The organism is Calidithermus roseus (genome assembly GCF_003574095.1).
Classification (GTDB): domain Bacteria; phylum Deinococcota; class Deinococci; order Deinococcales; family Thermaceae; genus Calidithermus; species Calidithermus roseus.
The window spans coordinates 57,227-81,645 of the sequence record NZ_QWLA01000004.1 but is presented as its reverse complement, the minus strand read 5'-3'; the positions used below and the strand labels follow the sequence as shown (position 1 = coordinate 81,645).

Annotated in this window: 28 protein-coding genes and 1 pseudogene; 13 read left to right on the top strand and 16 right to left on the bottom strand. The window is 66.3% G+C overall.

What is annotated here, in order from left to right:
* Window positions 1–799 (bottom strand): M23 family metallopeptidase (locus Mrose_RS02325; RefSeq protein ID WP_119275825.1); only part of this gene is annotated, 799 nt, incomplete at its 3' end.
* A gap of 52 nt (window positions 800–851) precedes the next feature.
* Window positions 852–2,132, bottom strand: a complete 1,281-nt coding sequence (locus tag Mrose_RS02320; RefSeq protein WP_119275816.1) for a thymidine phosphorylase — start codon at window positions 2,130–2,132, stop codon at window positions 852–854.
* Window positions 2,133–2,223: 91 nt separating this feature from the next.
* On the opposite strand from Mrose_RS02320, the gene lhgO reads away from it, so the two are divergent.
* From lhgO to lspA, 7 genes are all read left to right on the top strand, one after another.
* A complete protein-coding gene (gene lhgO, locus Mrose_RS02315; protein WP_119275815.1) occupies window positions 2,224–3,450 on the top strand; it encodes an L-2-hydroxyglutarate oxidase in 1,227 nt (408 codons plus the stop codon).
* A gap of 201 nt (window positions 3,451–3,651) precedes the next feature.
* The gene (locus Mrose_RS02310) at window positions 3,652–4,584 is read left to right on the top strand and encodes a vWA domain-containing protein (RefSeq protein ID WP_119275814.1); all 933 of its coding nucleotides are present in this window, start codon (window positions 3,652–3,654) and stop codon (window positions 4,582–4,584) included.
* Between the two features lie 44 nt (window positions 4,585–4,628).
* Complete coding sequence (locus Mrose_RS02305) at window positions 4,629–5,450, top strand: sugar phosphate isomerase/epimerase family protein (RefSeq protein WP_119275824.1); 822 nt, start codon at window positions 4,629–4,631, stop codon at window positions 5,448–5,450.
* Window positions 5,451–5,490: 40 nt separating this feature from the next.
* Entirely contained in the window at window positions 5,491–6,153 is a 663-nt protein-coding gene (locus Mrose_RS02300) for a TetR/AcrR family transcriptional regulator (protein WP_119275813.1), read from the top strand.
* 116 nt (window positions 6,154–6,269) lie between these two features.
* Window positions 6,270–6,728, top strand: coding sequence for a DUF2269 family protein (locus Mrose_RS02295; RefSeq protein WP_119275812.1), 459 nt, complete (start codon window positions 6,270–6,272; stop codon window positions 6,726–6,728).
* 9 nt (window positions 6,729–6,737) lie between these two features.
* Window positions 6,738–7,256: a DUF4188 domain-containing protein gene (locus tag Mrose_RS02290; protein ID WP_119275811.1), complete on the top strand. Its 519-nt coding sequence runs from the start codon at window positions 6,738–6,740 to the stop codon at window positions 7,254–7,256.
* 36 nt (window positions 7,257–7,292) lie between these two features.
* Window positions 7,293–7,742 (top strand): signal peptidase II, encoded by a 450-nt coding sequence (gene lspA / locus Mrose_RS02285; protein WP_119275810.1) that lies wholly within the window; start codon window positions 7,293–7,295, stop codon window positions 7,740–7,742.
* 20 nt (window positions 7,743–7,762) lie between these two features.
* Here the strand turns inward: lspA and Mrose_RS02280 are convergent, their stop codons facing one another.
* The 9 genes from Mrose_RS02280 to Mrose_RS02240 all read right to left on the bottom strand — a co-directional run bounded on the left by Mrose_RS02280 (window position 7,763) and on the right by Mrose_RS02240 (window position 16,906).
* Entirely contained in the window at window positions 7,763–8,554 is a 792-nt protein-coding gene (locus Mrose_RS02280; protein ID WP_119275809.1) for an SDR family NAD(P)-dependent oxidoreductase, read from the bottom strand.
* 87 nt (window positions 8,555–8,641) lie between these two features.
* Window positions 8,642–9,499, bottom strand: a complete 858-nt coding sequence (locus Mrose_RS02275) for an ABC transporter permease (protein ID WP_119275808.1) — start codon at window positions 9,497–9,499, stop codon at window positions 8,642–8,644.
* Window positions 9,492–10,439, bottom strand: a complete 948-nt coding sequence (locus Mrose_RS02270; RefSeq protein ID WP_119275807.1) for an ABC transporter permease — start codon at window positions 10,437–10,439, stop codon at window positions 9,492–9,494. Before Mrose_RS02270 ends, Mrose_RS02275 begins: the two co-directional genes overlap by 8 nt.
* Before the next feature lie 66 nt (window positions 10,440–10,505).
* A complete protein-coding gene (locus Mrose_RS02265; protein WP_119275806.1) occupies window positions 10,506–12,005 on the bottom strand; it encodes an ABC transporter substrate-binding protein in 1,500 nt (499 codons plus the stop codon).
* 75 nt (window positions 12,006–12,080) lie between these two features.
* Complete coding sequence (locus tag Mrose_RS02260; RefSeq protein ID WP_119275805.1) at window positions 12,081–13,292, bottom strand: M20 family metallopeptidase; 1,212 nt, start codon at window positions 13,290–13,292, stop codon at window positions 12,081–12,083.
* Window positions 13,282–14,070, bottom strand: a complete 789-nt coding sequence (locus Mrose_RS02255; RefSeq protein WP_119275804.1) for a P1 family peptidase — start codon at window positions 14,068–14,070, stop codon at window positions 13,282–13,284. Before Mrose_RS02255 ends, Mrose_RS02260 begins: the two co-directional genes overlap by 11 nt.
* 206 nt (window positions 14,071–14,276) lie before the next feature.
* A complete protein-coding gene (locus Mrose_RS02250; protein WP_119275803.1) occupies window positions 14,277–14,459 on the bottom strand; it encodes a hypothetical protein in 183 nt (60 codons plus the stop codon).
* A gap of 56 nt (window positions 14,460–14,515) precedes the next feature.
* Window positions 14,516–15,592: an ArsR/SmtB family transcription factor gene (locus tag Mrose_RS02245; RefSeq protein WP_119275802.1), complete on the bottom strand. Its 1,077-nt coding sequence runs from the start codon at window positions 15,590–15,592 to the stop codon at window positions 14,516–14,518.
* A gap of 153 nt (window positions 15,593–15,745) precedes the next feature.
* On the bottom strand, window positions 15,746–16,906 hold the full coding sequence (locus Mrose_RS02240; RefSeq protein WP_119275801.1) for a pyridoxal phosphate-dependent aminotransferase: 1,161 nt from the start codon (window positions 16,904–16,906) through the stop codon (window positions 15,746–15,748).
* A 174-nt stretch (window positions 16,907–17,080) separates the two neighbouring features.
* Here Mrose_RS02240 and Mrose_RS02235 point away from each other — a divergent pair, with 174 nt between their 5' ends.
* From Mrose_RS02235 to Mrose_RS19755, 3 genes are read left to right on the top strand one after another with little or no spacing between them, the layout of a single operon-like run.
* Window positions 17,081–17,287 (top strand): DUF433 domain-containing protein, encoded by a 207-nt coding sequence (locus Mrose_RS02235; RefSeq protein WP_119275823.1) that lies wholly within the window; start codon window positions 17,081–17,083, stop codon window positions 17,285–17,287.
* Window positions 17,284–17,661, top strand: coding sequence for a DUF5615 family PIN-like protein (locus Mrose_RS18750; protein ID WP_182482633.1), 378 nt, complete (start codon window positions 17,284–17,286; stop codon window positions 17,659–17,661). The genes Mrose_RS02235 and Mrose_RS18750 overlap by 4 nt, the downstream gene beginning before the upstream one ends.
* Window positions 17,598–17,765 (top strand): type II toxin-antitoxin system PemK/MazF family toxin, encoded by a 168-nt coding sequence (locus Mrose_RS19755; protein ID WP_182482632.1) that lies wholly within the window; start codon window positions 17,598–17,600, stop codon window positions 17,763–17,765. The genes Mrose_RS18750 and Mrose_RS19755 overlap by 64 nt, the downstream gene beginning before the upstream one ends.
* 12 nt (window positions 17,766–17,777) lie before the next feature.
* Here Mrose_RS19755 and Mrose_RS02220 read toward each other — a convergent pair whose 3' ends face one another.
* The 3 genes from Mrose_RS02220 to Mrose_RS02210 all read right to left on the bottom strand — a co-directional run bounded on the left by Mrose_RS02220 (window position 17,778) and on the right by Mrose_RS02210 (window position 21,251).
* Entirely contained in the window at window positions 17,778–18,773 is a 996-nt protein-coding gene (locus tag Mrose_RS02220; RefSeq protein WP_119275799.1) for an asparaginase, read from the bottom strand.
* Between the two features lie 55 nt (window positions 18,774–18,828).
* Complete coding sequence (locus Mrose_RS02215; RefSeq protein ID WP_119275798.1) at window positions 18,829–20,796, bottom strand: PhoX family protein; 1,968 nt, start codon at window positions 20,794–20,796, stop codon at window positions 18,829–18,831.
* A gap of 116 nt (window positions 20,797–20,912) precedes the next feature.
* Window positions 20,913–21,251: a DUF309 domain-containing protein gene (locus Mrose_RS02210; RefSeq protein WP_119275797.1), complete on the bottom strand. Its 339-nt coding sequence runs from the start codon at window positions 21,249–21,251 to the stop codon at window positions 20,913–20,915.
* Between the two features lie 136 nt (window positions 21,252–21,387).
* Between Mrose_RS02210 and trxA the strand changes: the two are divergent.
* The 3 genes and pseudogenes from trxA to Mrose_RS02195 all read left to right on the top strand — a co-directional run.
* A pseudogene (gene trxA, locus Mrose_RS02205) lies at window positions 21,388–21,741 on the top strand (thioredoxin); the annotation flags it as partial.
* Window positions 21,742–21,892: 151 nt separating this feature from the next.
* Window positions 21,893–23,086 (top strand): cytochrome P450, encoded by a 1,194-nt coding sequence (locus Mrose_RS02200; protein ID WP_119275795.1) that lies wholly within the window; start codon window positions 21,893–21,895, stop codon window positions 23,084–23,086.
* Window positions 23,087–23,280: 194 nt separating this feature from the next.
* Complete coding sequence (locus Mrose_RS02195) at window positions 23,281–23,682, top strand: group III truncated hemoglobin (RefSeq protein WP_119275794.1); 402 nt, start codon at window positions 23,281–23,283, stop codon at window positions 23,680–23,682.
* 129 nt (window positions 23,683–23,811) lie between these two features.
* On the opposite strand, the gene Mrose_RS02190 is transcribed toward Mrose_RS02195, so the two are convergent.
* The gene (locus tag Mrose_RS02190) at window positions 23,812–24,039 is read right to left on the bottom strand and encodes a DUF2905 domain-containing protein (protein WP_119275793.1); all 228 of its coding nucleotides are present in this window, start codon (window positions 24,037–24,039) and stop codon (window positions 23,812–23,814) included.
* A gap of 10 nt (window positions 24,040–24,049) precedes the next feature.
* Window positions 24,050–24,391, bottom strand: a complete 342-nt coding sequence (locus tag Mrose_RS02185) for a dolichyl-phosphate-mannose-protein mannosyltransferase (protein WP_119275792.1) — start codon at window positions 24,389–24,391, stop codon at window positions 24,050–24,052.
* Window positions 24,392–24,419 lie beyond the last annotated feature (28 nt).

Genomic DNA, 24,419 nt, shown 5'->3' with positions numbered 1-24,419 from the left:
CGCCCGCCTCGAGCCGCTCCCCCACCCTGGCCCCCAGCCGCGAGAGGTGCCCGTAGAGGGTGCGGTAGCCATAACCGTGATCGAGGGTGATGGACTGCCCGAAGGGGCCATTCCAACCCGCCTGAATTACCACGCCGGGAGCGGTGGCGTAAACGGGGGTGCCGTAGGGGGCGGGGAAGTCCAGCCCGTCGTGGAACTCGTAGCCGCGCCCGCCGAAGGGGTTGCGGCGGTTGCCGAAGTAGGAGGCAATGCGGAAGTAGCCCCTCAAGGGGTAGCCCTGAGGCATGGCCGCCTCGCGGCGCAGGGTGGCGTCGAGGCGGCTCTCGAGTTCGCCCAGGTCGCCGGCGAGTTCGGTGAGCTGGCCCCTGGCCAGCAGGAACAAGCTTCCGGTCTCCGGGGGCAGGGCGGCTCCGCCCTTGGGTTCCTTGGGGGTGCTGCGGGTGGGGGTGAGCCGAATCCTGGGCATCCCGGCCCGCTCGCGCAGGCGGTTAATCTCAGCCTCGAGGTTCTCCAGGCTCTTCATGACCGCCTGGGCCTCCTGGCTCAGGGCGTCGTTGCGGGCCCTCTCGCTCTCGAGCTTGAGGGTGAGCTGGCGGGCCTGCGTGGACAGGCTCGCCAGGCGCAGTTGCAGGCTGCGCATCTCGGCGGTGCGGTCCCACAGGTACAGGTTGAAGGCGCTCCAGGCGGCCAGGAAGATCACGAGGACTGCCGGAAGCCATACCGGCAGGAAGAATGTGCGGGGGGCCGCGCCAGTGCGGGCCAGCCATAAGGTGTAACGGGCCGGTCGTCTACGGCGCACGGGGGTGAGAATGACATGTGACCTACAGTCCGGTCAAGGCAATTCGACCAGATTAGCCCCGGAGCACTTCGAGGATTAAGGGGGGGGTCTGGGCATCCGCTGCCAATCGGTAGGCTTGATTAAGCCGCCGGGTGGCTTCCTCCACTCCCCTGCCCCGGTGGTGCAGGCGGGCCAGCACTTCCCCCGCCCGTACCCGCTCGCCGGGTTTTTTGGCCAGCCAGGCCCCCACCCCCAGGTCGATGGCCTCGCCCTTCTTGAGGCGGCCACCACCCAGCGCCAGGACGGCCAGGCCGACTTCGAGAGCATCCACGGCGGCCACTACCCCGTCCTGGGCAGCTCTGAGTTCCCAGACCTCCGGGGCCAGCTCCAACCGCTCGGGGTGATCCACTACCCCTGCGTCACCTCCCTGGGCCTCGACGAAGCGGCGGAACTTCTCTAAAGCCGCCCCGGACTCGAGCACCTCCTGCGCCCTGGCCGGGTCCATTCCCTCGGCCTCGAGCACCTCCCTCGCCAGAGCCAGGGCCAGCTCGCGTAAATCCTCAGCCCCCTCCCCGCGCAGGGTGGCGATGGCCTCGCGCACCTCGATGGCGTGCCCCACCGCGTGCCCCAGGGGGCGCTCCATGCTCGAGAGCACCGCCCGCACCTGGCGGCCTGCCCCTTTGCCAATGGCGATCATGGTCTGGGCCAGGCGGCGGGCGTCGTCGTGGGTCTTCATGAAGGCCCCGGCCCCCACCTTCACGTCGAGCACGATGGTGCGGGCCCCGGCGGCGAGCTTCTTGCTCATGATCGAGGAGGCGATAAGCGGCAGCGAGTCCACGGTGGCGGTCACGTCGCGCAGGGCGTAGAGCTTGCCGTCGAGGGGGGCCAGGTCCTTCGACTGCGCGGCGATGACCAGCCCCACCCGGCGGGCCAGCTCATGAAAGCGTTCTTCGCTCAGGTCGCCGCTCCAGCCGGGGATGCTCTCGAGCTTGTCGATGGTGCCCCCGGTGTGGGCCAGGCCCCGCCCACTCATCTTGGCCACGGTGCAGCCGCAGGCGGTCAGGATGGGGGTTACCACCAGCGTCGTCTTGTCGCCCACTCCCCCGGAAGAATGCTTATCCACAGGGTGTGGATAAGCCGAAAGGTCGAGCCGGTGGCCCGAGTCGGCCATGACCTGGGTGAGGGCGGTGGTCTCCTCGGGGGTCATGCCCCGCCAGAACACCGCCATCAGCCAGGCCGAGACCTGGTAGTCGGGGACCTCCCCACGCAGGTAGGCGCCGAGAAAGGCCTCGAGCTCTTCCCGGCTGTGGGCGTGGCCGTCGCGTTTGGCTGCGATGAAAGCGACTGGGTTCATGCCCTCTAATCCTAACGCCTTGCTACACTCGAGCCCGTGCCGACGCCCCCCTAACACCGCCTTGGCGTAGGCTAGGGGGTAGGAGCAGGCTGTGAAGACCGTAGACTTCCTCATCATCGGCGGCGGGGTGGTGGGCACGAGCGTGGCCCTCGAGCTGCGCCGCCGCAACCCCAAGGCCAGCATCACCGTGCTGGAAAAGGAAAAAGACATCGCTGCCCACGGCTCGGGGCGCAACTCGGGCGTGCTGCACGCGGGGTTTTACTACACCGCCGACTCGCTCAAGGCCCGCTTCACCCGCCTGGGCAACGAGCGCTGGAAGGCCTTTGTCAAGGAGCGGGGCCTGAGCATCAACGAGTGCGGCAAGCTGGTGGTGGTCAAACACGAAGGCGAACTCGAGGGCCTTAAGGAACTCAAGCGCCGGGGCGACCTCAACGGGGTCGAGACCCACCTCATCGGCGAGCGGGAAGCCAAAGAGCTCGAGCCCCGCGTCAAGACCACTGGCCTTGCCCTGTGGTCACCCAGCACCGCCACCGTCAACCCCGTGGAGTGCATGAACGCGCTAGTGGCCGAGGCCCGCGCCCAGGGCATCGAGTTTCAGCTCTCCAGCCCCTACCTGGGCCGCCGGGGCAAGGCCGTGCGCACGCCACAGGGTGATATCGAAGCGGGCTACGTGATCAACGCCGCCGGGTTGCACGCCGACCGGGTGGCCCACGACTTCGGCGTGGGGCTCAACTACCGAATTCTGCCCTTCAAGGGCCTCTACCTCTACGCCTCGGAGCCCAAGGGCAGCCTCAAACGCCATATCTACCCCGTCCCCGACCTGCGCAACACCTTTTTGGGCGTGCATTTCACCGTCACCGTAGACGGCAAGACCAAGATCGGGCCCACCGCCATCCCCGCCTTCTGGCGCGAGAACTACAGCGGCCTGGGGGGCTTCGACCTCATGGAAGCGCTGGGGGTACTGCGCGACGAGGCCATGCTGTTCCTGCGCAACGACTTCGACTTCCGGCGGCTGGCCCTCGAGGAAGTGCGGAAGTACTCCCAGCGCTACCTGGTAGCCCAGGCCGCGAAGATGCTCGAGGGCACCCGCCCCGAGAACTTCCGCACCTGGGGCCGCCCCGGCATCCGGGCCCAGCTCTACGACCACCGGGCCAAGAAGCTGGTGATGGACTTCAACCTCGAGGGCAACGCCGAGGGGCTGCACGTGCTCAACGCCATCTCCCCAGCCTTCACCGCCGCCATGCCCTTCGCCGAGTACGTAGTGGACCAGGCCGAGGCGCTGATGGGCGGGAGGGCTACGGCTCAGACGCATGGGTAGGTGTCGATGGCCGAGGGTCGTACGTCATACGTCGCACGAAATACTCCGAACGCAAGGAGCCGAAGGCTGATAACCACGAGCCACCAGCCCTCGATCCCGGACCCTGAACGCCACGCACCACGGGCCGCCCGCCCCTGAAGTCCTCCCTAAAGCGTGACGGCGCCCCAACACGGGAGGGGAACTCTGCCCTACCCTACATCCATGACCTTCCAAGCTCCGCACCTCCTGCTGGCCCTGCTGCTGTTGCCGCTGCTGGCCTGGCTCTACTGGCGGGTGGTGTGGCGGGAAGCGCGGGAGGGGTACGCGCTGTTGCCGGGCCTCGAGCCGCTGCGGCAGGGTAGCCGGAAGGACCTGAACCCCAGGCGCTACTTGCCCCTCGCACTCTATGGGCTGGCGCTTTTCCTGGGCCTGCTGGCCCTGGCCAGACCCCAGGCCATGATCCCCCTCCCCGACGAGAGCGCTGGCATCGTGCTCACCATCGATGTCAGCGGGTCCATGCGGGCCACCGACATCGCGCCCAGCCGCATGGAAGCGGCCAAGGCCGCCGCTAGGGACTTCGTGGAGCGGCTGCCCGAGGGCATCAAGGTGGGGCTGGTGAGTTTCGCGGGGTATGCCATCCTCAATTCCCCCCTGACCACCGATCACGCGGAGGTGCTCGAGCAGATCTCCTACCTCGAGCGCCGCCCCAACACCGCCATCGGGGAGGGGCTGATGGAGAGCGTCCGGGCCTTCCCGCTGGGCGAGGACGGCAAGGTGGTCGGCTCGGCCACCGTGATCCTGCTCTCCGACGGCCAGAACCGCACCGGGGTCGAGCCCGAGGAGGCCGCGCGGGAGGCCACCAAGCTGGGCGTCGTGGTCCACACCATCGGGGTGGGCAGGGCTGGCGGTTTCGACCCCAGCATTCCCTTCGCCGGCTTCGACGAGGCCGAGCTGAGGGGCATCGCCGACGTCACCGGGGGGCGATACTTCGCCGTGGGCTCCGCCGAACGCCTGCTGGAGGTTTACCGCGAGTTGCAGCGCCAGACGGTGTGGAAACCCCAGCGCACCGAAGTCACCGCCGTGTTCAGCCTGCTGGCCGGTATGCTGGTGGCCTCGAGCCTGCTGCTGGCCAACTGGAAGCGCCGGGTTATCTAGCATCTCATGCGGCGGGCCAGCATGACTGAGGGCGCATGAACCCGATGAACCGACGGCGATTCCTGCGGGGCGTGGCCGCGACGGCGCTGGCCGCGAAGGGTCTGGGCCGAGCCCAGAACACCCCCCGCCCCAGGGTCGGGCTCCAGCTTTACACCCTGCGCGACCTGCTGGGCGACCGCTTCAAGGAAACCCTCGAGCAGGTCGCGGCCATGGGCTACAAGGGCGTGGAGTTTGCCGGGATTTACGGCGGCCTGAGCCCCACCGAAGTCAAGGGGTTTCTGGGCAGGCTGGGCCTCGAGGCAGCCGGGCTGCACGTCTCGCTGGAACAGCTCGAGCACGACCTCGACGGCCAGGTCGCACTGGCCCACACCCTGGGCGCTCCTTATCTGGTGTGCCCTTGGATCGAGCCGCAGCTGCGCGGCAGCGAGACGAGGTGGCGCGGGGTGTTCGGGCGGCTCGAGCGGCTGGGCAGGGCCTGTCGGAGCGCGGGAATTCAGCTCGCTTACCACAACCACGACTTCGAGTTCGAGGAGAAAATTGCAGGCCAGCCGGTCTTCGACGCCCTCTTCGCCAGTGCCCCCAGCCTCGAGGTCGAGCTTGACATCGCCTGGGCCCATGCCGGGGGCCACGACCCCGCCGCTTACCTCCGCAAGTACGCGGGCCGCACGCCCCTCACCCACCTCAAGGACCTCAAAGGGCGTCAGACCGTCGAACTCGGACGGGGTGAGGTGCCGGTTGAGGCCGCCGTGCGGGCCGCGCTCTCCAGCGGGGTGCGCTGGCTTCTGGTCGAGCAGGACGACAGCCCCAAACCGCTGGAGAGCGCGCGGCTGAGCCTGGAGTGGCTGCGCTCCAGGGGATTTGTTTAGGGGCATTGATTAAATTAACGGCGTAAAGTAAACTGAGGCCGTGAGCGAGCCCACCCCCACCCGCCAGGAGCGCATCAGGCAGCGCAGCGCCGAGCGCCGCGAGCGCTCGCGCCAGCAGACCCGCCAGGCGATCCTCGAGGCCGCCACCCAGCTGTTCGAGCGGGAGGGGTACGAAGGCTTCAGCCTGCGCCAGGTGGCCGAGGCCATCGGCTACACCCCCACGACCATCTATCTCTACTTCAAGGACAAAGACGACCTGCTCTTCGCGGTGTGCAGCCAGGGGTTCGCCCGGTTCACCCAGGCGCTGCAGCGGGCCTATGATCAGCACCCCGACCCCCTAGAGCGGCTACGCGCCCTGGCCTGGACTTACCTCGAGTTCGGCCTCTCCCACCCGCTGCACTACCAGGTGATGTTCATGCAGCGCTCGGAGTGGGCGCTGCGGGCCAGCGCGCCCGCGGGCGAGGTGGAAGGCTCAACCTCCTACCACATCCTGCTCCAGGCGGTAACCGAGGCCATGAAAGCGGGCAAGATCCGCATGGGCGACCCCCTCGAGACCACCAACCTCGTCTGGTCGGGCATGCACGGCATCGTCTCGCTGGCGCTGAGCATGAAGGGCGTCGTGCCGCGCTGGGACAACCCCGCCGACGTGCGCCGCCTGGCCGGGCAGTTCATGGAGATGCTGGCTCGAGGGCTCAGTCCCTGATTTTTTTGGATCGCTCACTTAACAGCGTTAAGCATATAAATAGCGTAAGGAGGTAGATATGAACGGGAACGGACGAAACGGTCGGGTAGGGGTCGTCGAAGCGGAGGAGGTGTGCCGTGGATAGCTACCTGCTGCTCAAGTCGCTGCACGTGCTGGGCGCGGTGATCTTCCTGGGCAACATCCTGGTGACCGCGCTGTGGAAGGTGCTGGCCGACCGCACTCAGAACCCGGCCATCGTGGCCTATGCCCAGCGGCTGGTCACCGTCACGGATTTCGCCTTCACCGCGCTGGGCGTGGGGCTGATCATCGTCACTGGCGAGCTGATGGCCGGGCGCTGGGAGGGGGCCGCCTGGGTGGGCTGGGGCAGAGCCTTGTTCGTGGCCTCGGGGGTGATCTGGCTCGTCGCCCTCATCCCCATCCAGATCGCCCAGGCCCGCATGGCCCGTGCCTTCGCCCAGCAGGCGAGCATCCCGGCGAGCTACTGGCGGCTGGCCAAGCTGTGGGGTGTGTTCGGCATCATCGCCACGGCTTTGCCGCTGTTGAACCTCTATTTCATGGTGTTCAAGCCCTCGTGAGGTGGGAACATGGTACAGATCGGGCGTTTTACCGCGAAGCACGACGGGCCGCTGGTGGTTTTCCTCATCGGGATGCGGGTCAACAACTGGCTGCGCTGGCGCGAGTGGCTGCCGGTGGCGAGCGCGATGGGGCCTATGCTGAGCTACTTGCATCAGCACCCCGAGACCGGCTTCCTGGGGGCCAACGGCCCCTTCTTCAGCCCCAACTTCCGCGAGATCGTGACCGTGCAGTACTGGCGGAGCGCCGAGGACCTCGAGCGCTTCGCCCGCCAGGACCCCCACCTCCACCCCGAGGCCTGGCGGCGCTTCTTCCGGCAGTCCTTCAAGGGCGGAGCGGTGGGGATCTGGCACGAGACCTACCGGGCGGAAGCCGGGGCCTTCGAGAGCGTCTACGACAACATGCCGCCGTACGGCCTGGCCAGGGCCACCAAGGCCGTGCCGGTGCGGGGGAAGCTCGAGTCCATGCGGGGTCGCCTGAGCGGGTCCTTGGGGGATTCCCCTCGGGAAAGTGCCGGGCCCGGCCCCTGAGTTGCAAGCTCATGCCCGCTCGAATAGACTCCCGCCATGCCGCTGTTCATCGTCCCCTTCCTGCTCGCGCTCGACCAGGTGTTCAAGCTGGCCGCGATCCAGCACCTCACCTCGGGCTCCAGGAGCGTCATCCCTGGTCTGCTCGATTTCACGCTGGTCTACAACACGGGGGCTGCTTTCGGGCTGTTCACGGGCGGGGCTCAGTGGCTCTCTTACATCAGCGTGATCGTGGGTTTCGGGATCCTGTATTACCTCTACCGCAACCCCAGGCTCCCTCGCGTGCAGCTAGTCGCCCTCTCGATGATCGCAGCTGGGGCCTGGGGCAACGCCATCGACCGCATCGGGCGCGGCTCGGTGGTGGACTACATCGACATGACCACCAACATCAGCCTCATCCGCGATTTTCCCATCTTCAACCTGGCCGATATGTGCGTGGTGATCGGGGTGATTCTGCTGCTCCTGCCGCAGCGGCGCAGGAGGTGGTGAGGGGGTGTCTACGGCTTTTCTCACAGCGGCGGCGTAAAGCGCCCGTCCACCGCCGTCCAGCCTCCATCGACGAAGAGAATGGTGCCGGTGACGTAAGAGGAGGCCCTCGAGGCCAAAAACACCACCGCTCCGGCGACCTCCTCGGGCCTGCCCCAGCGTCCGAAGACGCTCTTGGCTCCGTAGGCCGCGTACCACTGGGGCTGGTTTTTGATGGGGGCGGTCAGCGGGGTGTCGATCACGCCGGGGCCGATGGCGTTGGCCCGCACCCCCTGGGGGCCGAGTTCGGCGGCCAGGGTGCGAATCATCTGCACGGTTCCGGCCTTGGTGGCCGCGTAGACGCCCTGCCCCGGTTCCACCACCAGCGAGCGAATGGAGGAAAAAGCGATCAGCGAGCCCGAACCCTGTTTGGCCATGACCCGTCCCGCCTCGGTCAGCACGTGAAAGGTGCCCTTGAGGTTGAGCGAAACCACCCGGTCGAACTCCTCGTCGGTGTACTCGAGCAGGGGCTTGCGCACGTTGATGCTGGGGGTGGAGACAGCAGTGTCCAGCCGGCCATGGCGGGCGACGATATCCCCCACCAGCGCGCGCACCGCCGCGCCGTCGAGGATGTCGAGGTGTGCGGCCTCGGCCTCCCCTCCCGCCGCCTGGATGCGCTCGAGGGTCTGGCCGGCTCCCTCCAGCCGCGCATCGGCCACGATCACCCGCGCCCCGTGAGCCGCCAGGGCTTCAGCCGAAGCCTGCCCGATGCCCGAACCCCCGCCCACCACCAGCGCGACCTGACCCTCGAGGCGAAACATGTCGGCGTAATTCATCGTTCCTCCTTTGGCTCGCCCTAGCTTATCGCGCTTTGGTGGGTCGATATTTGCTTACCGCCCTCCAGTACCGTCCCCCGAGCTTCGCTAGCGGCTCTGCCGCCTGGGGTCGAGCCAGTCGCGCAGCCCGTCACCCAGCAGGTTGAAGCCCAGCACCGTGAAAGCGATGGCCAGGCCAGGCCACAGCACCGGGAAGACCGAGAGTTCCTGGTAGCTCTGGGCTTCACGCAGCATGCGGCCCCAGCTCGCGGTGGGGGGCTGGGTGCCCAGGCCCAGGTAGGACAGCCCAGCCTCGGCCAGGATGGAAGCGGCAAAAGCCAGGCTAGCCTGCACCACCAGGGGTCCGAGGATGTTGGGCAGCACGTGGCGGGCGATGATGCGGGCCGAGCCCATCCCCAGCGCCCTTGCAGCTTCGACGTAGGGCTGGGCCTTGACCGAGAGCACCCCGGCCCTAGCCAGGCGGGCAAAAGCCGGGACCGCCGCGATGCCGATGGCCGCCATGGAGCTGGTGGCTCCGGGGTTGAACACCGCCGCGAACAGCAGGGCCAACAGGAGGGCCGGGAAGGCATAGAGGCTGTCGAGCACAAAGGAGAGCAGAGAGTCGATCCAACCGCCGAAGTACCCCGCCAGCATCCCCAGCAGCACCCCCAGCGAAAGCCCGATCCCCACCGCGATCACCCCCACGTACAGGGCGTTCTGGGCTCCGGCCAGCACCCTCGCCAGCAGGTCGCGGCCCAGCAGGTCGGTGCCCAGGAGGTGTTGGGGCGAGGGCGGGGAAAGCCGGTTGGGACCGGTGGCGTTGGGGTCGGTGGGGTTGAGCCAGCCTGCCACCATGCCCAGCAGCACCAGCAGGATGATGAAACCGCCAATCTTCACCGCCAGGGGCAGGCGCCGCCAGGCGCTCTTGCGCCCCACGGAAACGCCATTGGCCGATAGGTCACGCATAGCTCACCCGCGGATCGAGGTAGGCGTAGAGCAGGTCCACGACCAGGTTGGCCAGCACGATGAAGGCCGCCAGCACCACCACGATGCCCTGCACCAGGGGAAAATCGCGGGCACTGATAGCCGTGAGCGACAGGGAACCCAGCCCCGGCAGTCCGAAGACCGTCTCCACGATCACCGCGGCGATGAGAAGCTGGGAGAACTCGAGCCCCAGCACCGTCACCACCGGCAAGGCGGCGTTTCTCAGGGCGTGCTTGTAGAGCACCGCCCGCTCGGAGAGCCCCTTGGAGCGCGCCGTGCGCACGTAATCCTGGTTCAACACCTCCAGCACGCTGCCCCGGACCATGCGCACCAGCAAGGCCGAGCGGGAAAGGGTCACGGTGAGGATGGGCAAGACCAGGGCCAGGAGTGCGCGCTGGGGGTCGCGCCAGCCCTCGATGGGAAAGCTCGTGGGCAGCGGCAAGTCGAGCTGGACGATGAACAAGTAGATGAACATCAGTCCCACCCAGAACGAGGGCAACACGATGCCCAACAGAGCCCCGGCGGAGATGCCCACGTCCAACCAGCTCCCCGCCCTGCGCGCGGCCAGGATGCCCAGCGGCACGCTGATCAAAGTAGCCAGCGTCAGCGCGGCCAGCACCAGCGGCAGGGTCACGCTCAGGCCGCGGGCGATCTCGCTCCTCACGGGCGAGCTGTAGCGGATGGACTCACCCAGGTCACCCCGCAGGGCTCCGGCGTACCACAGCACGTAACGCTCGAGGGGCGGTTTGTCCAGCCCCAACCGGGCCTGCAGGGCCGCCACCCGCTCGGGGTCAGCCCCGAAGCCCAGGATGATGGAGGCCGGGTCGCCGGGGATGATGAGCAGCGCCAGGAAGACTAGGCTCGAGGCCAGCCACAGCGTGGCCAGGGCGACGGCGAAGCGACGCACGAGGTAGGGCCACATGACTCTGGAAGTGTCATACGTCCTACGCCTTAAAGCGTGGAGCGTACGACGTACGACGTAGGGACATCACTTAGCCAGGTACACCTCGGCCAGCAGGATGCCGGGGCTCAGCGAAGCGCCGGGCCAGTTCATCACATTGGCACGATAGGCCCCCAGCGCGGGCAGGCTCATGGTCCAGATGCTCACCGCGTCCTCGGCCAGCTTGCGCTGCATGGCCTTGAGGGCGTCGCAGGCCTTCTTGGGGTCATTGGTGCGCAGGTAGGTGGTGTAGAGTTGTTGGACCTGGGGGCTGTTGTAGCGCCAGTAGTAGTTCGGGTTGGCATAGCGCCCGATGTCGTTGGCCTCGACGTGCCCGATGATGGTCATCTGGTAGTCAGCGGCGAGGAAGGCCTTCTGAATCCAGGTGCCGAAGTCAACGACCTGGATATTGACCTGCACCACGCCCAGCCGGTTGAGCTGGGCCGCCAGCGCCTCGCCGATGCGACGCTCGTAGGGGAACTCAGCGGCCAGGGTGAAGGTGAACCTCAAGGGGTTCTGGGCGGTGTAGCCGGCTTCGGCCAGCAACTGCCGCGCGCGGTTGGGGTCGTAGGCGTAGAAGCCCGAGAGGTCTTCGTAGCAAGCTTCGCCCGGCGAGCGCATGGAGCCGATCTTGGTGCCGTAGCCCAGCATGGCCCCCTGGATCAGCTCGTCCTTGTTGACGGCGTACTGCATGGCCCGCCGCACCCGGATGTCGTTGAAGGGAGGCCTCGAGTTGTTCATCGAGGCCACGGCCTCGGCGGTGCCGCTGCCGCTGAAGACCTTGAAGCGGGCGTCACGCGAGAGAATCTGGGCGTTTTCGGGCAACATGGAGTAGGCGATGACGTCGATGTCACCCGCCCGCAAGGCCGCAAGCTGGGCGTCGCCATCGCCCATAAAGCGGAAGTTGACCCGGTCGAGGTAGGGCAGGTTGGGGATGTAGTACGCCTCGTTGCGCTCCAGCCGCACCCCCACCCCGCGCTCCCAGGCCGCGAAGCGGAAGGGGCCGGTGCCGATGGGCCTGACCTTCTGCTCGTCGAGCTTGCGCTCGCGAGGGCCGATGGTGCTCTCGGGCAGGGAGAGGGTGAAGAGGAAGTCCTGGTTGGGCTGCTTGAGGGTGAAGACCACGGTGTAGCTGTCCGGCGCACTCACCGAGGCGATGTCGCGGTAGAGTTCGGGCCGGATGTGCCCGCTGCGCTTGGTGTCGGGGTCTTTGGCCCGGTTGAACTTAGCCACCACGTCGGCAGCGTCGAAGGGCGTCCCGTCGTGGAATTTGACCCCTTTGCGCAGGGAGAAGGTGTAGGTCAGGCTGCTGGCCGAAACCGTCCAGCGCTCGGCCAGCGAGGGCACGATCTCGCCCTTGACGTTGCGCTTGACCAACCCCTGCAGCACGTTGTCGTAGACCATGCGCGCGATGTCCGCTCCCGCCGCCTGGCTGGGGTCGAACACCGTGGGCTCGGTTTGGATGGCCACGGTGAGGCTTCCCCCCCGGTTCTGCGCGACGGCCAGGCCCAAGAGCAGCACCACTACCCAAAACCAACCTTTCGTCATCTTTGCCCTCCTTCAGCTGAGGATTTCAGATGCCCTAAAAGGATCGTCGCCACGGCGGATTCACCTCTCGCGAGTTCAGTCCTTGTAGAGCATCAGAACGGAAATCGCGGTGTATAGTCGCGCCGCGGCGACGAGATCGTCTATCTCCACGAACTCGTTGGCCTGATGGGGCGTTCTCCGCCCACCCGGCCCGATGGTGACGATGGGCAAATTGGCCCAGGCCCAGAGATAAGTCCCATCGGTCGCGCCCGGAACTCCACCATAACACACCGGCATCCCCAGTAAAGAGAGGGCCTGCTCAGTCGCCCGCACCACCGCCTGAGCGGGGTCGGTCTGGGTGGGAGGCCGGTCCTCGAAGACCTCGAGTTCCACCAGCACTCCAGGAAAGCTTCGCATGCACTCCAGCCGCTCGGCCTCGAGCATCCGGCGAATGCGCGCGTGGTCGTGGTCGGGGTTGGTGCGGATGTCCAGCCCCACGCGGGCGTGGCCCGGCATCACGTTGAACTGCCCCTCCCCTGCGCTGGCCTCCAGCACCGTGGGCGTGACCCAGCCCTTGCCCAGGTAGGGGTGATCGGGAGTGGATTGCAACCATAGCTGCACCTCGGCCATGCGGCCTACGAACCAGGCGGCAGCCGGCAGAGGGTTGACCCCGGCGTAAGGCATGGCCCCGTGGGCCATCTTTCCCTCGAAACGCACCCATACCCGCATGGCCCCCTTCTGCACCAGGCACACCTCCATCTCCTCCGGCTCGCAGACGATGGCCCCGGCGAAGCCCTCGGCATAACCAGCCTTGACGAAGGCCTTGATGCCCGTCATCAGGCCCTCCTCGTCGCAGGGGATGGCGAGCCGCAGGGTGCGGGGAGGCTCGCCCAGCACCCGCTTGAGGGTGGCAGCCGCGACGATAGCCGCCGCCAGCCCGCCCTTCATGTCGCACGAGCCGCGCCCGTAGAGCCTGCCCTCCCGGATGAGCCCGGCGTAGGGCGGCACCTGCCAGTCCTCCAGCCGCCCGTGGGTCACCACGTCGGTGTGGCCCTCGAGGATCAGGCCACCTGGCCCCTCACCCACATCGGCGATGAGGTTGGGGCGGCCCGGAGCCACCGGCTGCACGGTGGTCCTGAAGCCCAGTTCGCGCAGGTAGGGCTCGAGGTACGCCACCACCGGCTCTTCACCGGGGCCGGGGTAGTAGCTCTCGATCTGTACGAGCTTCTGCGCCAGCCGCACCACCTCTTCGGCCTCCACCGCCTCGGCGGCGCGGCGGGCGAGGGCGGCGAGGTCCTCAGGCGTCATAGACCTCCCGGTAGCAGCGCAGCCCCCCCACCGAGCGGGCGTGCAGCAGGCCGTGGATCAGCGCCCGCGCGAAGACGTCGGCAGCCAGAGCCCCCAGGCGGCTGAGCTGGGCCGGCGTCGAGATCTCGACCTCGCCCGTTCCCAGGGCGAAGATCACGTCCCCATCGAACATAGTGTGGGCCGGGGTGACGGCCCTGGCGATGCCGTCGTGGGTCATCATGGCCACCTTCTGAGCCTGGGCCTTGGTCAGCCGGGCGTTGGTGGCCACTACCCCGATCACGGTGTTGTGCAGTTGGAGGGGGCTGTCGAACATGTCGGAGTAGTCCGGGGGATTGTGAATGGGGCGCGGCGGGTGCTTGAGGCCGAACTCGTCCCCCAGCTCGAGCCAGCGAGCGTAGAGTTCCCCGCTCACGGGGTCCCAGGCCCGCCCGTGGGCGTTGGCCCCCACGATGGCCCCGATCCGCAAACCATCGTCCAGCACCACGCTGGCGCTGCCCAACCCGCGCTCCTCGAGGTAGCGCAGCACGCCGCCGGCGGCCTCGAGGCCATAAGCACTCCCTCCCGAGAGCACGATGGCCTGCACCTGCTCGACCAGGTTGACCGGATGGAGCAGATCGGTTTCCCGCGTCCCCGGCGCGCTCCCGCGCACGTCTACCCCGGCCACTGCCCCCTGCTCGACTAAGACCACGCTGACGCCGGTGAGGTTGAGGGCATCGGTGTAGTGCCCAACTTTGATCCCTGGCACGTCGGTAATGGCGTTGAATGGCCCCGGTTTCATCGGCTGGCCCTAGCATACTGCCTCGTACGTCACCGATACATCAGCCTCAGCAAAAGCAGGCAGCTGGAGGCGCGATAAGCACGAAGCAGAAGACCACGGGCGTCCAGCCTTCGACGCATCGCGAGAAATATTGGTGGATGGCTATGCTGCAAAAAGCCAAACCCAGCCAGGAGGCTCAGTTCTGGCTGGGTTCGCTTCGCTCGGCCCTAAGCAGAACGCCGTGAGGGAGCTTTGGAGGCTGGCTGGCGCTGCTCGCGGCGAGCAAAGGCCAGAACCTGGAAGGCCTCTTTGGCTTTTTGTCGCAAGGAGCGCTCGTTCTCGGCTTCCTGGCGGAGTTGGGCGATACGCTCACTGGCCCTGACCTGCAGTAACTCGTAGCTAAAATTCATAGCCAACCTCCTATATAACATAGTATAGGCAATTGGCTATATTGTCAATGGGCTATCTACTTAGGCCGCAACAGCAGCTTGCGCAGCCCGTCGAAGGTGGCCTCGAGCGCCTGGATATTGAGCTTGTGGAAAGCCTTGTTGCCGTGTTTTTCAAGGGTAACCAGGCCGGCCTCCTTGAGCAGCTTGAGGTGACCGCTGACGGTGGGCTGGCTCACGCCCAACTGCTTGGCGAGATCGCTCACCGTCAGGGCGAAGTTCTCATAACGGGCAATGAGGGTCAGGAGCATCAGCCGCGTGGGGTCGGCCAGGGCCTTCATGCTGGCGGCGGTGGCCTGCGCCTGGGCGCTGAGGTCTTCGTAGAAACGCTCGCTCTGGATGCCATAGCCAATGTAATGGGCGTCGGCCATGTCGAAGTTGAAGCCGCCGCCCAGGGCGAAGTACAGCGGCACCACAACCAGGGCGCCTTTTTTCTGTGAAGCCCTGATCTCCTGCGCGTCGGCCTCGAACTGGGTGAAGTGGTGCGGCGGCAGGGCCTCGAGCACGTCGCCCGTCTGCTGGTATTTGGCCCGGAAAAGCTCGCTGGCCCGCCGGGCCTCCTCCAGCCCCTCCTTCAGCCACAGCGGCTCGAGGACGGCCCACAGCTGGCTCAGCATCTCTATGTAGCTCTGTCGGAGTTCCCTGGAGTGCTTGAGCTTGCTAAAACGCTTTATCGGCCCCTCGTACTTGTGGCTTTCCTTCTCCCGCTGAGCCTCGTCCTCGCACTTCTCGAGCGCTTTGTGGCGCTGGACCTCGAGGTGCTTGAGGAAGCGGCCCGGCAGCTTCGCCAGGTCCTCGAGCAGGCGCTGGGGGCTGGGGTCGCGGGCGTAGCCTAAGTCGGCCACGAGCCAGAAGAGGTCGAAGCCGACATGGTCGCGCTCCGCCTCGGGCCAGAAGGTGCGGATCCGCTCCACCAGCTCGGGGTGTTGCTCGTAGAGCAAGCCCAGCCAGGGCATCTCACGGCCCTTCTGCTGGCTATCGGGACGGTTGAGCACGTAGTAGGCGTAGGCCAGCTCGAGGGTGGGCGAGGGTATGGCCTCGACCGAGGACGTTTCCACCTTGGGCGTGCTGAAGGTCAGGATCTCGGGGGAGTCCATAGGTCCGTACCTATGGTAGCAGACCTTCACCCGGCGGCTGTACGGATGGGCGACCAAATGCCTCCCGCGATACGGGCAGTTCCGCGAAAAAGGATGAACAGCCGACCGGCAGGAGGCTCGCCAACTTGGATCTACCCTATGGGCCTGACGTGTTTATCCGACCTTGAGCAACTCGGCCAGCCGCTCGAGCGCTTTCTGGATGTTGGCCTCGCTGGTGGCGTAGCTGAAGCGAACGTGATGCGGCGCGGCGAAGTCGGTGCCGGGCACCACGGCCACCTTGGCCTCCTCGAGCATCCGCAAGGCCGCCTTGTTCTCGTCGGGGTCGATGCGGCTGGTGTCGGAAAGCACGTAGAAGGCCCCATTGACCATGGGCGTGGTGAGGCCGATGTCGTTGAGGCCCTTCACGATGAGGTCGCGGCGCTTGCGGTAGGCCTCGCGGGCCATGGCGATGAAGCGGCCCGAGGCCTCGGTGTTGGTGAGGGCTTCGACCATGGCCCACTGGGCGATGGTGTCGGGGGAGGTGGTGGACTGGCTCGAGACGTCGATGATGCCCTTGATCACGTCCTTGGGGCCACCCGCGTAGCCGATGCGCCAACCGGTCATGGCATAGGCCTTGGCCGCGCCGTTGACGGTGATGGTGCGCTCGGGAGCGACGTGGGCTGGGGAGAAGTGCTCACCCTCGTAGATCAGGTGCTCGTAGATCTCGTCGGAGACGAGGTAGAAGTCGTGCTTGTTGGCCAGCTCGGCGATGGCCCGGATGACTTCAGGCGGGTACACCGCGCCGGTGGGGTTGCCCGGCGAGTTGAGCACCAGGGCCTTGGTGCGGGAGGTGATCTTGCGCTCGATCTCCTCGGGGTCGGGCACGAAGCCCGACTCGGGACCGGTGAGCACCTCGACCGGGGTGCCCTGGGCGAAGCGCACCATCTCGGGGTAGGAGACCCAGTAAGGCCCGATGACGATCACCTCGTCGCCGGGGTCGAGGATGGCCTGGAAAAGGTTGAACAGCGCCTGCTTGCCGCCCACCGTGACCACGGTCTGCTCGGGCGGGATCTCGAGCCCGTTCTCGCGCTTGAACTTGGCGCTGATGGCCTCGCGCAGCTCGGGGATGCCCGCCGGGGGCGCGTACTTGGTCTTGCCCGCCTGCATGGCCCGCAGGGCCGCGTCCTTGACGTGCTGGGGAGTGTCGAAATCGGGCTCGCCCGCCGTCATGGCAACCAGGTCCACGCCCTGGCGGCGCAGCTCGAGGGCCTTGGCGTTGACCGCCACCGTAGCACTGGGTTTGAGCGCCTTGACGCGCTGGGACAAGCCTCGCATACCCGTAGATTGTTAAGGGTCGAGGGTCAAAGGTCAAGGGCCGGTATACCAAAATTCGACCTGGTAATACACGACGAAGCCCACACGTCTTCGACTCCTGCGGCGGTGGAGGCAGCTTCCTTACAGCTCGCTATACTCTGTACAGTTCTACCGTCCTGCAGGGAAAGGGTGAACATGAACCTCCTCGAGCGCATCACCATCAATCCTGAACAGTGCGGGGGTCGCCCGTGCATCCGGGTAACGGACATCCTCGATTTATACGCTGCCGGGCTAAGTCCCGAGCAGATCCTCGAGGAACTGCCGGACCTCGAGCCGGACGATCTGAAAGCAGCGTTGCAGTATGCGTCGATGCGGCTGAACCACCCTACCATAGCAGCGTGACGCTCTGGCTCGATGCCCACATTTCCCCGGCCATTGCCAACTGGATCCGCAAGGAATTTGGCCTTGAGGTGTGGCCTTTGCGTGACCTCGGACTGAGCAGAGCCAGTGACGAATTGATCTTCCGAGCGGCTCAGGGCAAGGACATCGTGTTCATCACCAAGGACAGCGACTTCGTGACGCTGCAAAGCCTCAAAGGCCCTCCGCCCAAGATCATCCTGCTCGCCCTGGGCAACACCTCCAACACTCCATGGAACTACGGTGGTGGTCGCCCCTCTTTCCTCCGACAGCGCGCGAATCTATCCCTTCCAAGGTGCTGCTGCCCGCTGAGGCAACGGGGCTCGAGACCAATAGCAAAGCCCAGGTTGGGCAACTGAGCGCCGTTTCCAAAGCCCGGCTCAGCCATAAGCTGGGCACGGTTCCCCCTGCGCTGATGCAGCAGATTAGCAGGAAGATCAAGCCACACCTTGGCCTGGACTGATCGCGCCTCCCCTCAGGCCCACCGCAGCTCGAGCCTCGCCTCCAGCCAGCCGACCTCGAGGCCCCGCACGTTCTTGAGCAGCGGCCTGCGCCACTCCAAAGGTTCCTCGGGCGAGAGCGGGCCCAGGAGTTCCAGAAGCCGCACCACGGCGGGTTCGCGGGCGGCCTGCGAGCCGTCTTCGACCTTGAGGGTGATGCCGATGGGGCCCCAGCGGCTCTCGCGCAGGGCCATGCCGTAGTAGCCGTCGGCCCCGCGCTTGGCGATGAGGCCGGGGACTTTTTGCATCAAGACGGTGTCGATGCTCTCGGGCCCGGCCACCATCTCGGGGTGGGCGCGGATAGCCCGGTAGACCGCCTCGAGGCCCTCCTGGTAGGGCTCGGGAGCGGTCTCGGGGGCAGCTAGGTGGGCGAACATCTTAGCGGCGGCGGCCAGGGGCAGCACGAAGGTGGGAACGCTGCACCCGTCTACGCCGTAGGGCACGTCGGACACGCCGGAGAGGTCGCGCAGGGTCTGGAGGTTGAGCCGCTGGACGGGATGGGTGGGCTGCTCGTAGCCCTCGGGGCTCTCCCCCATCGCCAGCGCGGCGGCCATCATGCCGGTGTGCTTGCCCGAGCAGTTGTTGTGCAGCACGGTGGGCTTCTGCCCGTTGTGCTCGAGGGCCTTGCGGGCGCTGCGGGAGAAGGGCGGGTGGATGCCGCACACCAGGGCGGAGGGCTCGAGGCCGAGCTTTTGCAGGAAACCCGCGGCCACCTCGACGTGGCGGGGCGTCCCGTCGTGGGAGGCGCAGGCCAGGGCCACCTCCTCGGGGGTGAGGCCGAAGCGCTCCACGGCCCCGCTCAGGTAGAGGGCCAGGGCCTGAAAGGGCTTGGCGCTGGAGCGCAGGTGGGCCGTGAGGTGGGGGTCGCCACTGTGCGCCAGCAGCTTGCCCGCAGGATCGACGATGGCGAGGGAGAGGCGGTGGCGGTTCTCGATCAGGCCGCCCCGGTAGGCGTAGACGAACGATTGCACGCCCCTAGCTTACCGGTAGACGCAGGCGCGTTCGACCTCCGGGCCCGTCCTCCCTCTAAGTGCCGATCACGCCGCCGTCATCCTTGCGGATGGCCACCACCGAGGGGCGAGCGGTGCCGACGCCGTCGGGCCACAGGCTCAGCGGCTTCTCGAGGGTACCCCCCTCGCCGGGGTGCTGGATGCCCGCGAAGAGGGTACGGCCATCGGCGGTGAAGATCGGGCCGCAGACCTCGGCCCCCCTGGGGGCCGACATGAACTGGCGCACGTAGCCGCGCTCGGGGCCCTGGGTGGGCACGGCGAAGATGCCGTCGTTGGACTTGAGGTTGGAGCCGTCCATGCCGTCGGTGGCGATCCACATGTTGCCCGCGCGGTCGAAGGTGATGTTGTCGGGGGTGGCCACGGGCGAGACCTTGGTCTTGTCGAACCCGGCGAAGAAGGTACTGGGGTCCTTGGGGTCGCCGCAGACCAAAAACAGCGTCCAGCGGAAGCGGGTAGCCCCGGCGTCGTTGCCCTCTTCCATGATCTCGAGGATGTGTCCGTCCTTGTTGTCGGGGCGGGGATTGGCCCTGTCCACCTGGGCGGCGGTGCGACGGGAGTTGTTGGTCATGACCGCGTAGACCAGACCCGTGACCGGGTTGCGCTCGAGGTCCTCGGGGCGGTCCATCTTGGTCGCGCCCAAAAGGTCGGCGGCCCCGCGGGTGTTGATGAGCACCTCGGCCTGGCTGGCGAAGCCGTTGGCAGCAGTCAGCGGGCCGTTGCCGAACACCAGCGGCAGCCACTCGCCGGTGCCGTCGGGGTTGAGCCGGGCCACATAGAGGGTGCCCTCGTCCAGGAGGTCCAGGTTGGCCTTGCGGTCGGCGGGGTTGAAGCGGCCCTTGGAGACGAACTTGTACATGTATTCGAAGCGCTCGTCGTCGCCCATGTAGGCCACCACCCGCCCATCGGCGGCCAGGCTGATCTCGGCACCCTCGTGCTTGAAGCGACCGAGGGCGGTACGCTTCTTGGGGGTGAAGGTGGGGTCGTAGGGGTCAATCTCCACGATCCAGCCGTGGCGGAAAGGCTCGTTGGGCTCCTTGGTGAGGTCGAAGCGGTCGTAGAAAGCCTCCCAGCGCCGCCCCGACTCCTTGGCGGGCAGGCCGTAGCGGGCGTGAATCTTCTTGAGGGTTTCGTTGCTCACCCCATCGTTACCCGCGAAGTACTGGTTGAAGTTCTCCTCGGCGCTGAGGACGGTGCCCCAAGGAGTGGTGCCTCCGGCGCAGTTGTTGAGCATCCCCAGCACCCGCCGGCCAGTGGGGTCGGCCTTGGTCTGCAGCCAGGGGTGGCCGGCGGCGGGGCCGGTGAGTTCCATGGGGGTGAGGGCGGTGATGCGGCGGTTGAACTGCGAGACGGGCAGGTACTCCACGCTGCCGTCGGCTGCGCGCACGACCTCCACCACGCTGCCGCCGTGGGCGGCGAGTTCGACATCCACCTGCTCTTTGGTGGGCTTGCCCGCGCTGTAGCCGGGGAACATTAGCTCGGGGTTGGTGTACTCGTGGTTGGCCCACAACAGCGCGCGGTTCTGGTTGGCCGAGCCGTAGGGCAGGGGCAGGTAGCTGATGTAGTCGCAGTTGTAGCCGAAGGCGGCCTCCTGGTCCCGGGCGCTCCAGTTGGCGAGGTCGAAGCGGCGAGCGCCCCGAGCGATGGGGTCGCCCCAGCGGATGACCACGTTGGCGCTGTAGCCCTGGGCGAGCAGCAGCCGGTCTTCGGTGGAAAGCCCGATGGCCTTGAAGCCGATATTGCCTGAAGCCTGGGCCCTCGCCAGCGCCGAGAAACCCGACAGCACGAACAACCCAGCCGCGCTGGCCGCCAGGAAGCTGCGGCGGGTGAGGGCTTCTTCGATCACGTCACGCACGTAGGCATTGTCGCTGGGGTTGGGGACGGGCTGGGCGCAGGCATCGCCGCACTTCCAGTGGCACGTCGCCGGGCTGCGGTTGCCGCGCGGGGCCTGGTGGAACTCCTGGGCGTCGGGCTCGAGCTTGATCATGGCTTCCTCCTGAGCGGTAATGCTTCTCAATAGAGCTAAAGCCAAGCTAGGCGGCCCCTGTCAGCCGGATGTCAATGGTGGCTCAACTCGCAATACCTCGCCGGTGTTACAGCCCCTCAGGAGCGAGCCAGGCAAAGCCGGGGATGGTAGCCGGGTTGCTCGAGCGCCCGCCGCACCTCGGCGACGGTCTGGCCCAGGTCGAGCCCGGCGTAAATATCCGGCAAACCCTCCAGGTGCCGCAGGGCCTTGGCGAAGTTGCGCCAGCCCCCGGTGGGGCTAGTCCTGGCCTTGTGCAAGGCGGCGGCCAGCAGGATCAGGCCGTGCACCACCTCGCGCCGCTTGCCCTCCAGCCGCATCCACAGGGGCTCGAGCACCTCGTGCACCTCCCAGAACTCCCCACGCTGCCACAACTCGCGGGCTCGGGCGAACTCGGGTGTGACCTCGAGGCAGTCCACTCATCCAAAGTATCAGCGCTTACCCAGAACGTGCCCCTGCTTTCCTTAGGATGATGGAGCGGTGCTAGAGTAGGTCCGTGCGCGCCCGGTTGGCTGGGGTTTCTCACGACAGGCGGGAGCGGAAAGGAAGCAAGTTGCAGAGGTGCAAGCTATGGCGAAGCCGATCGAAGTGACCGATGCCAACTTTGAGCAGACCCTGAAGAACAATGAACTGGTGCTGGTCGATTTCTGGGCCGAGTGGTGCGGCCCGTGCCGCATGGTGGCCCCGGTGATCGAGGAGTTGGCCAGCGAGTACGCAGGCAAGGTCACTGTGGGCAAGCTGGACGTGGACGCCAATCCCCAGACGGCCATGAAGTACCGCGTGATGAGCATCCCCACCATCATCCTCTTCAAGAACGGCGAGCCCGCCGAGGTGCTCGTAGGCGCCCAACCTAAGCGCAACTTCGAGGCCCGGCTGCAAAAGCACATCCCCCAGCAGACCAACGCCTGAGCCCATCTCCGCTTATAGCCCGGTCGGAGGACCGGGTTTTTTGCTGCTCGAGCCGGTAGCCAAACGCAAGAGGCTAAAGGCTTGCCCCCTTAGCAAGGGGGTGGGGAGGTAGCCACTTCCCACCGGTCGCTATTGGGCTATCATCACGACCATGACCCCATCCTTCAATCCCACCGACCCTGCCTTCCTCGCCAACCCCTATCCCACTTACCGCCGCCTGCGCGAGGAAAGCCCCATTTTCTTCTTCGAGAAGTGGCACGCCTACGTGCTCACCCGCTACGACGACGTCAATACCCTCCTGCGCGACCGCAGGCTGGGGAGGGTGCTGGAGAACTACCCGCAGTGGGGGGAGTACGAGTGGCAGTTCGAGCAGACTCGCGTGGGCTCGATCCTCGAGATCGAACCTCCCGACCACACCCGCATCAAGGAGGTCTTCCACCAGACCTTCACCCCCAAGCGCGTGCGCGAGCTTTCGGGCAAGGTCCACGCCCTGTGCGAGCGGCTGGTGGACGACCTGCTCAAGCGTCCCCAGCGCCAGGCCGATTTGATCCACGACTTCGCCCAGCCCATCCCCGTCACCGTCATCGCCGACTTGCTGGGCATCCCCGAGGCCGACCGCCACCATCTGGTGCCCTGGTCCAAAGGCATCATCGGCTGGTTCGAGCCCGAGCGCACCAAGGCCATGGAGGCCGAGGCCATCCGCTGCGCCCAGGAGTTCGCGGCTTACCTGCGGGCCATGATCCCCCTCAAGCGCCAACAACCCGGTGACGATCTCTTCAGCGCCATGCTCCAGGTACACGACCGCGAGCCCGAGCGCCTGAGCGAGCAGGAACTCATTAACAACTGCATCCTCTTGCTCAACGCGGGCCACGAAGCAGTGGTCAACGTCATGGGCAACGGCATGAAGGCCCTGCTCTCGCATCCCGAGCAGTACGCCCGCCTCAAGGCCGATCCCAGCCTCATCCCCACCGCCGTCGAGGAGATGATGCGCTACGACACCCCGCTGCAATTCTTCGAGCGCTACGTGCTCGAGCCCCTCGAGTACAAGGGACAGCGCTGGGAGCGCGGCACCAAGCTGGTGCTCTACTACGCCTCCGCCAACCACGACCCCGCCGTCTTCCGCGACCCCGAGACCTTCGACATCACCCGCAACCCTAACCCCCACCTGGCCTTCGGTGCCGGCCTGCACTACTGCATCGGAGCCCCGCTGGCCCGCGTTGAACTCCAGACCGCGCTCAGGGTGTTGCTCGAGCGCCTCCCCGAGTTGCGCTTGCTGCCCCAGGAGTTCAGGTACATGCCCAAGAACGTCTTCCGCTACCTCGAGGGGCTGAAGGTGGCGTATTGAAGAAGGGCGGGTGTCGGGTAGCTTGTGGTTATCCCCCCTTGCCCCCCTTGTTAAGGGGGGTAGAGAAAGGGTATTGGGCGTTCGGCGTTTCGCGTACGACGTAAGACGTATGACGTACGACCCCATGGCTTTCGGCCATCAGCAGGGACTTTGCTCACTGTAGCCACCCCCCGCCTTGCCCTATGCTGCTCTCCATGCCGGACATCGCCTCCCGCGCCGACATCGCCACCGTGGTGAATGCCTTCTACAGCAAGGCTACCCGCGATCCGCTGATCGGCTACCTCTTCGAGGGGCTCGACCTCGAGGCCCACCTCCCCACCATGCACGACTTCTGGGAGAACATCCTCTTCCGCACGGGGGCCTACAAGGGCGGGATGATGTACAAGCACCTCGCGCTCAACGCCCGCAAGCCCCTCAGGCCCGAGCACTTCGAACGCTGGCTCGAGCTGTTCACCGCCACCGTCGATGAGCACTTCGCCGGGGAGAACGCCGAAATCGCCAAGCAGTATGCCCGCTCCATCGCCCAGACCATGCTCTCGCGCATCGTGGAGCCCACGGGATTGCCGATGGCTTTCCTGGACGCAAAAATGCGCTGATGGTGGCTTTTTTAACCTCTCGGCGAAAGAGATTCCCCTCTGAAGCAAGAGAACGGAGGGGAGAAATCTCCCCTCGGATAGGGTTCGGAGGCTTATGAGCTTGAGTGGGTCTAGCCCTGGTCGCTGCCTTCAATGGCCTCGGAACCAGCGGGCCAGCAGGTTGAGCACAAGGCTCAACACCAGGCTCAACAGCAGCATCGAGGTGAGGGGAAAGTAAAGCCGAAAGCCGTCCCGCTCGAGGCGGATGTCCCCCGGCAGGTGGCCGAACCAGCCCAGAAGCTTCGGGGCGTAGATCATCACCAACCCCAGCAGGGCCAGCAGCACCCCCAAAACCACCAGCCAGCGTCCAGCTTCCATCCCCAGGATTCTACCTGCCGCCCATGCGTTCGCGGACGGCCTTGGCCAGTTCCTCGGCCTTGGCCCTGGCGGCTTCGGCAGCCTGCTTGGCCTGTTCGGAGAGCTTCTCGAGCTGGTCGGGGATGCCGTCTTTGTCCTTGTCCAGACTGGCTTTGATCTCGCTCAGCTTGGCCTTGGCCTTTTCCGCAGCCTCGCGGGCCTGGCTCATCAGCCCTTCGATGGCGTCGGGGATGCCGTCTTTATCCTTGTCCAGGCTGGCTTTGACCTCACCCAGCCGGGCCTCGGCCTCCTTGAGGGCATTCTCGGCCACCTGCCGGGCTTTCTCGAGCATCTCCTGAATTGGGCTCGCCATAGCACTCCTCCACCCCGATTATCGGGGA